This is a genomic window from Alphaproteobacteria bacterium (genome assembly GCA_035625915.1).
In the GTDB taxonomy this organism is placed as follows: Bacteria; Pseudomonadota; Alphaproteobacteria; order JACZXZ01; family JACZXZ01; genus DATDHA01.
This window is the reverse complement of sequence record DASPOR010000073.1, coordinates 1-11,880: the sequence shown is the minus strand read 5'-3', so window position 1 is coordinate 11,880 and position 11,880 is coordinate 1. Positions and strand designations below refer to the sequence as shown.

Annotated in this window: 11 protein-coding genes; 6 read left to right on the top strand and 5 right to left on the bottom strand. The window is 62.6% G+C overall.

Annotation, left to right across the window (positions count from 1 at the left end; translation table 11 throughout):
• Window positions 1-428: efflux RND transporter permease subunit (locus tag VEJ16_06280; protein HYB09257.1), on the bottom strand; the 428-nt coding region annotated here is incomplete at its 3' end.
• Window positions 428-1,651: an efflux RND transporter periplasmic adaptor subunit gene (locus tag VEJ16_06275; protein ID HYB09256.1), complete on the bottom strand. Its 1,224-nt coding sequence runs from the start codon at window positions 1,649-1,651 to the stop codon at window positions 428-430. The genes VEJ16_06275 and VEJ16_06280, both read right to left, overlap by 1 nt.
• Window positions 1,652-2,093: 442 nt before the next feature.
• Between VEJ16_06275 and VEJ16_06270 the strand changes: the two genes are divergently transcribed.
• The 5 genes from VEJ16_06270 (at window position 2,094) to VEJ16_06250 (ending at window position 9,151) form a co-directional block, all read left to right on the top strand.
• Window positions 2,094-2,849 (top strand): SDR family oxidoreductase, encoded by a 756-nt coding sequence (locus tag VEJ16_06270; protein HYB09255.1) that lies wholly within the window; start codon window positions 2,094-2,096, stop codon window positions 2,847-2,849.
• Window positions 2,850-3,201: 352 nt separating this feature from the next.
• Complete coding sequence (locus VEJ16_06265) at window positions 3,202-3,417, top strand: DUF3311 domain-containing protein (protein ID HYB09254.1); 216 nt, start codon at window positions 3,202-3,204, stop codon at window positions 3,415-3,417.
• A gap of 85 nt (window positions 3,418-3,502) precedes the next feature.
• Window positions 3,503-5,050, top strand: a complete 1,548-nt coding sequence (locus VEJ16_06260) for a sodium:solute symporter (protein ID HYB09253.1) — start codon at window positions 3,503-3,505, stop codon at window positions 5,048-5,050.
• Window positions 5,051-5,217: 167 nt separating this feature from the next.
• Window positions 5,218-7,581, top strand: coding sequence for a xanthine dehydrogenase family protein molybdopterin-binding subunit (locus VEJ16_06255; protein ID HYB09252.1), 2,364 nt, complete (start codon window positions 5,218-5,220; stop codon window positions 7,579-7,581).
• A 22-nt stretch (window positions 7,582-7,603) separates the two neighbouring features.
• Window positions 7,604-9,151, top strand: a complete 1,548-nt coding sequence (locus VEJ16_06250; protein ID HYB09251.1) for an acetolactate synthase large subunit — start codon at window positions 7,604-7,606, stop codon at window positions 9,149-9,151.
• Between the two features lie 37 nt (window positions 9,152-9,188).
• On the opposite strand, the gene VEJ16_06245 is transcribed toward VEJ16_06250, so the two are convergent.
• Together VEJ16_06245 and VEJ16_06240 are read right to left on the bottom strand one after the other, a co-directional pair.
• Window positions 9,189-9,977: an enoyl-CoA hydratase gene (locus VEJ16_06245; protein HYB09250.1), complete on the bottom strand. Its 789-nt coding sequence runs from the start codon at window positions 9,975-9,977 to the stop codon at window positions 9,189-9,191.
• Window positions 9,978-10,010: 33 nt separating this feature from the next.
• Window positions 10,011-11,198, bottom strand: a complete 1,188-nt coding sequence (locus VEJ16_06240) for a CoA transferase (protein HYB09249.1) — start codon at window positions 11,196-11,198, stop codon at window positions 10,011-10,013.
• Between the two features lie 112 nt (window positions 11,199-11,310).
• Here VEJ16_06240 and VEJ16_06235 point away from each other — a divergent pair, with 112 nt between their 5' ends.
• The gene (locus tag VEJ16_06235; protein HYB09248.1) at window positions 11,311-11,451 is read left to right on the top strand and encodes a hypothetical protein; all 141 of its coding nucleotides are present in this window, start codon (window positions 11,311-11,313) and stop codon (window positions 11,449-11,451) included.
• Here VEJ16_06235 and VEJ16_06230 read toward each other — a convergent pair.
• On the bottom strand, window positions 11,441-11,880 hold a 440-nt coding region (locus tag VEJ16_06230; protein HYB09247.1), incomplete at its 5' end, for a dihydrodipicolinate synthase family protein. The genes VEJ16_06235 and VEJ16_06230 overlap by 11 nt on opposite strands.

Below are 11,880 nucleotides of genomic sequence, written 5' to 3'. Positions count from 1 at the left end.
CCGAGCACGACGATTGGCGCATCCGCCGGATTGATCTTGCGATAGGTGGGCGGGCTCGGCAGGTTCTTGGGCAACTGGCCGCCGGCGGCGTTGATTGCCGCCTGGACGTCTTGGGCCGCCGCGTCGATGTCGCGGTTGAGGTCGAATTGGACCGCGATGTTGACATTGCCGAGAGCGCTTGTGGAAGTGAGCTGTGCGACGCCGGGGATCTGATTGAACTGCCGCTCGAGCGGGCTTGCGACCGACGACGCCATCGTCTCGGGGCTTGCACCGGGGTAGCTCGCCGTCACCTGAATGGTCGGAAAATCGACTTGTGGCAGCGGGGCAACGGGCAATAGCGGATAAGCGACGGCGCCCACGAGGAAAATCCCCGCCATGAGAAGCGAGGTCGCGACAGGGCGGTGGATGAAGGGGGTCGAAATACTCATTATCGGGTGAGCGGCGCCGCCGATTGGGTGGCCATTGGTGCGGATTCGGACGTCGCCGTCACGTCGCGAGCGGCGACCTGCGCGCCTGGCTGCAGGCGGTATTGGCCTGCGGTGACCACCCGCTCGCCCTCCGCGAGGCCATCCGCGACGACGGCCAAGTCCTCGCCGACGTTCATGAGCTTTAGCCAGCGCAGCTCGATGGTATTGTCCGGCTTCACGACATACGCGAATTCGCCTTGCGCCCCCCGCACAACCGCGGTCGACGGGACTGTCAGGACGCCTTGCAAGGTCGATAGGCGCAGCCGGGCGTTGATGAATTGGCCCGGCCATAGGCGGTGGTCACGATTCGGGAAAGTCGCCTTGAGGCGGATCGTACCCGTCGCTTGATCGATTTGATTGTCGATCAACGCCAGGGTGCCCTCGTCGAGCTGCTGCTTCTCGTCGCGGCTCAGCACCGCAACGGCGACGGTGCCGGCGGCCATCGCCTTCGTGAGATCGGGCAAGTTCTCCTCCGGCAATGTCACGATCACGGAAATCGGCTGGAGCTGCGTGATGACGACGAGACCCGTTTGATCCGTCGCGTGCACGATGTTGCCCTGATCGATTTGGCGAATGCCCGTTCGGCCATCGATCGGCGAGAGGATCGTCGTGTAGCCGAGTTGGACCCTCGCACTTTCGATCGCCGCCTGATCGCCGCGGATCGCCGCTTCGAGCTGAGCCACGAGTGCTACCTGCGTATCGAGGCTCTGCCGCGTCGCGTACTCGCGCTTGGCTAGTTCGGTGAAGCGGGCGAGGTCGTGCTTGGCATTCGCGAGGAGCGCTTCGTCTTGGACTCGTTTGGATTCGGCCTGGTCGAGCTGGGCCTGTAGCGGGCGCGGGTCGATCTGGGCGAGAAGGTCGCCGGCTTTCACATCCTGGCCTTCGACGAAGGCCACCTTTTGGAGTTCGCCATCGACCCTGACTTTGACGGTGACGGTATTGAAAGCCTGAACCGTGCCAAGACCCGCCAAAAAAATGGGCACATCCTTGCGCAGGACGATCGTCGTGTCGACCGGCACAGCCGTTTGAGAGACAGGCTTTGCCACCGCACTGCGCCCCTCGGCCGGCGCGCTCTCGTGAGTCTGCCACACCGCAATGCCGGCGCAGACGAGCGCTATCCCGATGGGGACCGCCCATGTGCGGGCTTTGCTCAGGTGCTTGGGCAGGTGGCTGAGGAACCTCATGGACATTTTCATACGCACATCAAGGTCGAACCCAGTGGCCCTATTGCGCAACTCAGCCATGCTGTGAGGCTGGCCGCTCGGCAGATGCCGTGCTTGCGCCAGCATCGAATGGAATTGGCGATCTCGATCGGCCGTCGCGTGCGACAATCGCAAGACGCGTCGAGTGACGCCATGTCGGATCGTGCGCCGCAATATTGCATCATCGCGCGCACGAACCAACTAAAGGCGTTTTCACGATTTTGTGAGAAGCGCGTTCGTTACCGATTTGCGGCAGGAATTGTCGTGCATGGCGCCACAAGATCGGCCCTCTCGTGAATAGGGTCGTGGAAACTTGACACGCGATGCCGTGGCTGGCATCGGGATGCCCAGTCTCGTAAGCTGGATCCCGCGATAATAAATAGCCGGTGTCGGACACCGGTGTGCCGGGAAGGAGATTGGTCAAATGGCATCAGGAAAAATCGCCCTCGTGACGGGGGCCGGTAGCGGGGTCGGCAAAAGCGTCGCCCTTGCCCTAATGAAAGACGGGTATGGGGTCGTACTCGCGGGAAGGCGGAAGGAGCCTTTGGAAGCGGTTGCAGCGGAGGGCAAGGCGATGGGTGCTCGTGCCCTTGCCGTTCCGACCGACGTCACCGCCCCCGCATCGATCAAGGCGCTTTTCGCGAAGACGAAGGACACCTATGGCCGGCTTGACGTCCTCTTCAACAATGCGGGCATGGGTGCTCCTGCAATTCCGCTCGAGGAGCTGACCTACGAACAGTGGCAGACAGTGGTCAACACCAACCTTACGGGTTGTTTCCTTTGCACGCAGGAAGCGTTCCGAATCATGAAATCCCAGACTCCGCGCGGAGGGCGAATCATCAACAATGGTTCGATCTCGGCCCATGCGCCTCGGCCGAACTCCGCACCCTACACCTCGACCAAGCACGCCATCACCGGCCTCACGCGGTCGACCTCGCTCGATGGCCGCAAGTACGATATCGCCTGCGGACAGATCGATATTGGCAACGCGGCAACCGACATGACGTTACGAATGAAGGATGGCGTGCCCCAGGCCAACGGCGCGATCGCCGCCGAGCCGACAATGGATCCTGTGCATGTGGCGAACGCGGTGGTCTACATGGCGAGCCTGCCGCTCGACGCCAATGTGCAATTCCTCACGGTCATGGCAACGAAGATGCCATTCATCGGGCGCGGCTGACCGCTCATCGGCCGCAAAGCCGCGGATTAGCGCCCCGAGGGCCTTGGCGCGGGTCCTTGCCGGCACGCCCGATGGTTTTCGGGGCAAGCCGTATCTGGTATGCTCGCTAAGAACAGACACTCGTGTGGCGAATCCGAAATTCGCCACATTAGGGGGCGGGACCGGGAGCGAATTTCGGATTCAAAGCCACACGAGGAATATATTGTATCTAGTGCGGAATTCGGATTTGAAGTTCCTAAACGCGGGTGCCACCAAAATGCTAGGAACTTCAAATCCACCACACTAGGCGTAAACCATTGCGCTGAAAGGGTCGGGGCGCGCAATGCGCGGCGCAATGACGAGGGAGGGCAACGTGGCGGAACAATCGAGCGACAAGCGGGGGGCCAGTTGGCTTTGGTATCTCCTCTTCATACTGCCTTTCGTTGCGACACTTTGGGTGCCGTTCTACAGCTCGATCGAGCCGCAGTTGGGCGGAGTCCCGTTCTTCTATTGGTACCAGTTCCTTTGGATTTTCATCAGTGCGGCCCTGACACTCATCGTGTATTTCGCGACAACGCCCAAGAAGTAGTGTTGCCGACAAGAAGAGAACGCGGGGCAAGGGCGCAAGCGGTAGCGTAGAAATTCGCGCCGCCCGCGACAAGGGGAGGTGAGCCGTGAACTGGGTCGCACTTGGCGTCTTTATTCTGCTTTTCGGGTTCGTAACGGTCCTCGGCTTTGTCGCCGTTCACTGGCGGCGGGGCGATCTCGATCTTCTCCACGAGTGGGGACTTGCCGGCCGGCGGTTCGGCACGCTCGTGACGTGGTTTCTGTTGGGCGGGGATCTCTACACCGCCTACACCTTCATCGCCGTCCCGGCGCTCGTGTTCGGTGCGGGTGCTATAGGCTTTTTCGCGGTCCCCTACACGATCATCGTCTATCCCATCGTCTTCGTGATATTCCCGCGACTCTGGTCCGTTTGCCACAAGCACGAATATATAACGGCTGCGGATTTCGTGCGCGGTCGGTTCGATTCGAGTTCGCTCGCACTCGCCATCGCGGTGACCGGTCTGCTCGCAACCATGCCCTATATCGCCCTTCAGCTCGTCGGGCTCCAGGTCGTGATCGGCGCCATGGGCCTGCCGGCGACTGGACTGGCCGGCGACGTGCCGCTCATCATCGCGTTCGTGATCCTCGCCGCGTTCACCTACACAAGCGGACTGCGTGCGCCGGCAAGCATTGCGATCGTCAAGGACATTCTTATTTACGTGACGATCATTGTCGTGGTCGTCGTGATCCCCATCCGCCTCGGCGGCTTCGGCAATATCTTCGCCGCCGTGCCGCCGGCGAAGCTTCTCCTCACACCGCCAAGCGGCGACAGTCTCGGCTTGTACAGTGCCTTCGCCACACTCGCATTGGGCTCGGCCTTGGCACTCTTCCTCTACCCGCATTCGATAACCGGTGTCCTAAGTTCGAATAGCCGCCATGTTATACGGCGCAATGCTGCGTTTCTTCCGGCCTATTCGTTCGTTCTCGGCCTTATTGCCCTGCTCGGCTACATGGCGATTGCCGCCGGCGTCGACAAAGCGCCTGAATTCGCCGACTACTTCAAGCAGTACGGCTCGAACTTCACGGTCCCTGCACTCATTCTGCACGAATTTCCCGACTGGTTTGCGGGCTTTGCATTCGCAGCCATCGGCATCGGCGCGCTCGTCCCTGCCGCGATCATGTCGATCGCAACCGCGAACCTCTTCACGCGCAATATTTATAAGGAGTACATCAGCCCTAATTGCACGCCGAAGCAGGAAGCGCAGATGGCGAAGATTGTCTCGCTTGTTGTAAAGGTCGGCGCGCTCGCCTTTATCATTTTCCTCCCGCTGCAATACGCGATTCAGCTACAGCTCCTGGGCGGCATATGGATGAGCCAAACACTGCCCGCGGTGCTGATCGGCCTCTACACCCGGTGGCTACACCGTTGGGCCCTCTTGCTTGGTTGGGCATCGGGCATCGGCCTCGGAACCTGGATGGCGGCGACTGCGGGCAAAACGGCGTTCTCGACCTCGGTCTACCCGCTCACGATTGCCGGCCTGACCGTGCCGGGATACGCAGCGCTCTACGCTTTAGTCCTCAATATCGCCGTAAGCGTGGTCCTCACGATCGTGTTCGACCTCGTGGGTGCAGGACGCGGCAGGGATTCGACCGAACCAGGCGACTATCACGTTTGATCGTCGCAAGCGCTACGTGCGAATGATCGTTACCGGCGCCCGGACCGAGGCCATGACGCCGTCTGGCATATGCCACTGGCGCATGGCCCCGTCGCGGGATGCTGGGTGTTCCGCCGCGATTCGCTGCATTATAGTGGCGTCCGAAAACGGAAAGCCCGGTGGTGTTCATGAGTGTTCGGATCGATAGGAAAAACCCGACAGTGGAGAAAGTTGAGATCGGCCAGCGGTTGCCGAGAAAAGAAGACGCTCAACTCCTGCAGGGTCAAGGGCGCTATACCGACGATATCAATTTGCCAAATCAAGCCTATGCCTCAATCGTGCGCAGCCGCTATGCCCACGGCATCATCCGTGGCATCGATACCAAGGCAGCGCGGGAAACGCCCGGAGTTCTCGCCGTCTATACCGGTGCGGACTTGGTCGCGGCCGGCTTTGGCTTGCTTAAATGCACGATGCCTTTCACCAACCGCGACGGCACCCCGATGCGAAAGCCGCCGCGTCCGTCCCTCGCGACGGACCGGGTCCGCTTCGTGGGCGATCCCATCGCGTTCGCGGTGGCAGAGAGTCCGTCGCAGGCCAAGGACGCCGCGGAAGCGGTGACGGTCGACATCGATCCGCTTCCCGCCGTAACGGATGTGCACGCAGCGGCGGAACCGGGCGCACCTCTCCTTTATGACGATTTGCCCACGAATGTTGTGCTCGATTATCTTTATGGCGACCCTGAGAAGGTCGCGGCGGCGTTTGCGAGTGCTGCTCACGTTACCCGGCTTTCGCTCATCAACAATCGTCTTGTCGTCTGCGCCATGGAGCCGCGTTCGGCGGTCGGGGAGTACGACCGTGCTGCAGACCGGTGGACTTTGCACGTCGGCTGTCAGGGCGTCCACGGTCTCAAGATGCAGCTTGCAGGCGATATCCTGGGCGTGCCGCCCGAAAAGGTCCGTGTGCTGACCGGTAATGTCGGCGGATCGTTTGGCATGAAGGCCTCGGCCTATCCGGAATACACATGCCTTTTCCATGCCGCACGCGAGCTCGGACGGCCAATCAAGTGGACGGATGAGCGTTCGGAAAGCTTTCTCTCCGATCAGCATGGCCGGGCCCATGACGTCACGGCGGAGCTGGCCCTCGACGCCGCGGGCAATTTTCTCGCCGTACGCCTTACCTCTTACGCCGACATGGGTGGCTATCTCGCGACGGTGGCGCCGCTCATGCCGACGGTCAATTTCGTGAAGAATACGGTGAGCGTCTACAAGACCCCGTTGATCGAAGTGGCGACAAAATGCGTCTTGACCAACACCACGCCGGTGAGTGCCTACCGGGGAGCGGGCCGGCCGGAGTCGAACTATTTCATGGAGCGTCTCGTTGACTCCGCGGCGGCTGAACTCGGCATGGACCGGATCGAGCTTCGTCGGCGCAATCACATCAAGCCGGCCGAGATGCCCTATAAGGCGCCCTCCGGCATGGTCTATGACGGAGGCGACTTCACGGCGATCCTCGATCGCGCGGTCGTCACCTCCGATTGGGCCGGATTCGAAGCTCGTCGGATCGATAGCCGCCGACGCGGCAAACTGCGCGGACGTGGGATCGGCAACTATCTGGAAGTGACGGCGCCGCAGGGCAAGGAGATGGGCGGCATCCGCTTCGAGGACGACGGCAGTGTCACGATTATCACCGGCACGCTCGATTACGGCCAGGGTCACGCGACGCCGTTTGCGCAAGTCATGAGCCAAAGGCTCGGGATTCCCTTCGACCGCATTCGCCTCCTCCAAGGCGACAGCGACGAGCTGCTCGTGGGTGGCGGTACCGGCGGGTCCAAATCGATGGCGACGAGCGGTACGGCGATCGTCGAAGCCGGCGAGAAGGTCATCGCCCAAGGTAAGGCGATTGCCGCCTTTGTGCTCGAGGCGGCCGTTGTGGACATTGAATTCGCCGACGGGCGGTTCACGATCGCTGGAACCGACCGGTCGATCGGCCTCATGGAACTGGCGGAGAAGCTTCGTGCCGGATTGGCGTTGCCCGACGAATTGCCGCGCACGCTCGATGTGCGCCACGTATCTGACGGAGTGGCGTCCGTTTTTCCAAATGGCTGTCATGTCGCGGAGGTCGAAATCGATCCGGACACCGGCGTCGCCGAAGTCGTCAAATACACGATGGTCAATGACTTTGGCACGATCATCAATCCGATGCTGGTTGAAGGGCAGGCCCACGGCGGTGTCGTGCAGGGCATCGGGCAGGCGCTCATGGAGAGAACCGTCTACGATTCGGATGGCCAGCTTCTTTCCGGATCCTACATGGATTACGCACTGCCGCGCGCTTCGGACACGCCGAGTTTTCAATTCGCGAGCCATCCCGTGCCGGCCAAGACGAACGTGCTTGGCGTCAAGGGATGCGGCGAGGCCGGCTGTGCCGGGGCGCTTCCGTCCGTGATGAACGCGGTCGTCGACGCGTTGTCCGGCTTCAAGATCCGCCATATCGACATGCCAGCAACGCCGGAGCGGATCTGGCAGGCGATCGGCAATGCCCGGCGGGCCGGCTGAGTATGCTTCGATGGCGCACGAAATGAACGGAGCCGAGAGCCTGGTGCGGACGCTCGTGGCGGGCGGGGTCGATGTTTGTTTCACGAACCCGGGTACGTCCGAGATGCATTTCGTCGCCGCCCTCGACAAGGTCGACGGCATGCGATGTATCCTCTGTCTCTTCGAGGGCGGTGCCACAGGGGCTGCGGACGGTTACGCCCGTATGGCCGAGAAGCCCGGATCGACTTTGCTTCACCTGGGACCCGGTCTCGGTAATGGCATCGCCAATCTGCACAATGCAAAACGTGCGCAGACGCCGATGGTCAATATCGTCGGCGAGCATGCGACCTATCATCGCGCCTACGATGCGCCGTTGACCTCCGACATCGAGGGCCTGGCGCGGCCCGTTTCGGGCTGGGTCCGCACGGCGATGGATTCCCGGATCGTGGCGAGCGACGGTGCCGCGGCTATCGCAGCCGCGCGCACGCCACCCGGCCAGGTCGCAACCCTGATCTTGCCCGCCGATACGGCGTGGAACCCTGGCAATGGCATCGCTGCCGTGCCCGAAGTCGCACCCGAGATGGCTGTGGACGGTGCCACGATCGATGCCGCCGCCCGCATTCTGCGCTCGGGCGAACCGAGCCTGATCCTGCTGGGCGGCAAGGCTCTCCGCGCAGAAGCACTCGGGCTCGCCGGTCGAATCGCTGCAAAGACGGGCGCGCGCCTCATGGCGCCAACTTCCAACGCCCGAATGGCGCGGGGTGCCGGACGCACCGCCCTTGACCGCGTGCCCTATCCCGTCGATCAGGCGTTGACCGTCCTCAAGGAATTTCGGCACGTTATTCTGGTGTCGGCAAGGCCGCCGGTCGCGTTTTTCGGCTATCCCGGCAAGCCGAGTGTGCTGACGCCGCCCGGGTGCGACATACAAACGCTTGCCACGGCACACCACGACGTGCGGGCGGCACTTGTCGCCCTTGCAGACGCCGTCGGTGCCGCAAAAGTGCCGCCGCCCGTGGGCGATGCGGTTCGGCCGGCAGTGCCAACGGGTGGTGCGATCGCACCGGATGCGGTCGCTGCCGCGCTTGGCTCCTTGTTGCCCGAGGACGCCATTGTGTGCGACGAGTCGGTCACGACGGGACGCGGCTTCTTTCCCCAGACGCGGGCTGCCCCGCCACACGACTGGCTGCAGCTCACAGGGGGTGCCATCGGACTGGGAATCCCGCTTGCGACCGGTGCGGCGGTCGCTTGTCCCGGGCGCAAGGTCATCAGCCTCGAGGCCGACGGGAGCGGGATGTACACGCTCCAAGCCCTGTGGACCCAGGCGCGCTACGGCTTGAACGTATTGACGCTCATTTGGGCAAACCGCTCCTATGCCATCCTGCGTGGCGAGCTTGCGAGCGTTGGCGCCCAGAATCCGGGTCCCAAGGCTCTCGACATGCTGAGCCTTGGAAATCCCGATCTCAACTGGGTTCAGCTTGCCAAGGGCATGGGAGTCGAAGCCCGACGGGCCACCACGGTCGACGAACTCGTCAGCACCTTCCGCGCTGGCGTCGCGGCAGAAGGCCCGTTCCTTGTCGAGGTAATGATTTAACGGAGCTTCGCGCGCAGGAGCGGCCAAGACTCGGTCGTCAAACGCCGCGGAATTTCGGACGGCGCTTTTCGACGAAGGCCTGCCGGCCCTCGATATAGTCCTGACTCTTGAAGCATGCTTCGACTGCCTCGTCGACGCTGGCGAGGTCGCGTTCGGCCGGGTCCTTGAGCGCCTCCTCGATCGCGAGCTTTGCGGCAGCGATCGTGAGTGGGGCGTTCGCGGCAATCGTATCGACCGTTTCCTTGACCGCCGCTTCAAGTGCCTCCTTCGGTAGGACGGCGTTCACGAGGCCCATCTGAAGTGCTTCTTTCGCGTCAAAGCGCCGTGCGGTGAAAAAAATCTCCCGTGCATAGGCGGGCCCGACCAGGTCGACGAGGCGTTTCACGCCGTCATAGCGGTAGCCGAGCCCGAGGCGCGCTGCCGGCACGCCAAACCGTGACCCTTCGGCCGCCATGCGGATGTCGCAACAGAGCGCCAGCGCGAGCCCGCCGCCAATGCAAAAGCCGTGGATCATGGCGATTGTCGGCTTCGCGATCTCGATGAGGGCGGCGTGAGCGTGCGTCGTCGTTGCATTATAGTGGGCGACTGCTTCCGGCGTCGCACGCCGCTCGGCAAACTCGGAAATGTCCGCACCCGATGCGAACGCCTCCTCGCCCGAGCCGGTCACCACGATCGCGCGAATCGCGAAGTCACGGGCAAAACCTTCGAGCGCCTCGGGGATCGCCGCCCACATTTCGTAAGTTACGGCATTGCGGCGCTCGGGATTGTCGATCACCAACCAACCGATGGCGCCGTCGTGGCGAGCCGTGATTTTGGCGCTTGTCATGGCAAGGTGGGCCTTTTCAGTTCGCGATGAGGCTCAGACGATGCCCTTTTGCCGAAGGGCTGCGATCGAAGACCGATCGAAGCCGAACTCGGCCAGGATTTCATCCGTGTGCTCGCCCCGCTCGGGCGACGCGGCCTCGATTCGACTTGGCGTTCGGCTCAAGCTCGCGGCATTGCGCACGAGATCGAGCGGGCCAAGTTTGCCGTGTTCGACATGCGCCACCATCCCAAGATGCGCCACTTGCGGATCGGAAAACATCTCGTCGATTCGATAGATCGGCCCGCAGGGCACGCCGGCCTTGTTGAACGCCGCGATCCACTCGCGGCTCGGCCGTCGGCGCATACGCTCGGCGATAGCCTCGTTGAGGGCGGCGCGGTTCTTCGAGCGGGCGTCGTCGGTTGCGTAATCCGGATGCTCGCCAAGCTCGTCGGCTTCGAGGGCCGCGCAGAACCGAAGCCAAATCCGGTCGCCAGATGCCGCGACATTGATGTGACCGTCCGCGGTCGGAAAGACGCCCGTCGGGATGCTTGTCGGATGGTCGTTGCCGGCCTGGGCGGGGACTTCCTGGCCGATGAGCCACCGTGTCGCCTGAAAGTCGAGCATCGCAATTTGGGCCTCGAGGAGAGAGGTGCGGACCCATTGGCCCTCGCCGGACGCCTCTCGTTCGAGGAGGGCCACGAGAATGCCGATCGCGCAATACAGACCGGCGCTCAAATCCGCGACCGGGATGCCGACACGCACCGGCCCTTGACCCGGCAGGCCGGTCACCGACATGAGCCCGCCCATACCTTGTGCGATCTGGTCGAAGCCAGGACGCACCGCATAGGGCCCGTCCTGGCCGAAGCCGGAGATGCTTGCGTAGACGATGCGCTTGTTGATTGCCTTGAGACTTTCGTAGTCGATGCCAAGTCGCGTCTTCACGTCCGGGCGGTAGTTTTCGACCACCACGTCGGCTCGCAGCACAAGTTTGCGCAAGACCTCGACCCCCTCGGGCTCCCTGAGGTTGAGGACCATGCTGCGCTTGTTGCGATGGAGGTTTTGGAAGTCCGACCCGTGGCGCGGGCCGCCCATATCGCCATCGGACTCTATCGACGCCGGCGCTTCGATCTTGATCACGCGCGCACCCCAGTCGGCCAATTGGCGCACGGCTGTCGGTCCCGCGCGGACCCGCGTGAGGTCGAGAACGGTAAAGCGCGAAAGTGCCGCACTGCCCGCAATCATCGCTCAAAGCTCACGAAGAACGATCCTCCAATCACGCCGGCGTCGCACGCGATCGGAGGCGAAGCATAATGGTCGGGGCGGCAGAGTCAATCTGACCCGCGATTGCCCCGGCATGTTCGCAACATTCGGCGGCTTTGCCGACGGTTACCTCGTCGCCGATGGTCGCGTGCGTCGGTCGAATGTGCGAGGCATCGGGTTCGAAGCCAGGCGAGACCGCTACGCCCTGATGAAGCCGCTGCTCGCTAACGGGTAAGCTCGGGGTACCGCGTCTTTGCAAGTGCGGTGCGAAGGGCGGCCTGTTCGGCTGCCGTGAGGGTCCTGAGCGGAGGCGCCAATCGATGCCAACTCGCGTCGCCATAGAGATCGGCGAGCGCCCATTTGGTTGAGGAGATAATGGGAAGGGTGCTGAGCGCCTCGCGTATCGCCGACGCATCCGCGATGGATTTGGCGCTGGCCGGGGTGCCGAGCCTCTTCCACCCCTCCGCAGCGAAAGGTGCGGTGATGTTCACCGTCGCCGAGATGCAGCCCGCGAAACGGTGATCGAGTGCTTTGGCGAGCGCACCCTCGGCACTCGGAAAAACGTCAAGAGTCGGCAGACGGCGTGCAAGCTCGGCGGAAAAGGCAAGATCGCCCGAGCTATCCTTGAGGCCGATAACTTGCTCGGGATGCGACTTATGAAGCC

Excerpts from the sequence above, each read along its gene's own strand:
- VEJ16_06250 (HYB09251.1), top strand. The coding sequence starts at position 7,604 with ATGAACGGAGCCGAGAGCCTGGTGCGGACGCTCGTGGCGGGCGGGGTC.
- VEJ16_06275 (HYB09256.1), bottom strand. The coding sequence starts at position 1,651 with ATGAGGTTCCTCAGCCACCTGCCCAAGCACCTGAGCAAAGCCCGCACA.
- VEJ16_06235 (HYB09248.1), top strand. The coding sequence starts at position 11,311 with ATGTTCGCAACATTCGGCGGCTTTGCCGACGGTTACCTCGTCGCCGAT.
- VEJ16_06245 (HYB09250.1), bottom strand. The coding sequence starts at position 9,977 with ATGACAAGCGCCAAAATCACGGCTCGCCACGACGGCGCCATCGGTTGG.
- VEJ16_06270 (HYB09255.1), top strand. The coding sequence starts at position 2,094 with ATGGCATCAGGAAAAATCGCCCTCGTGACGGGGGCCGGTAGCGGGGTC.
- VEJ16_06255 (HYB09252.1), top strand. The coding sequence starts at position 5,218 with ATGAGTGTTCGGATCGATAGGAAAAACCCGACAGTGGAGAAAGTTGAG.
- VEJ16_06240 (HYB09249.1), bottom strand. The coding sequence starts at position 11,198 with ATGATTGCGGGCAGTGCGGCACTTTCGCGCTTTACCGTTCTCGACCTC.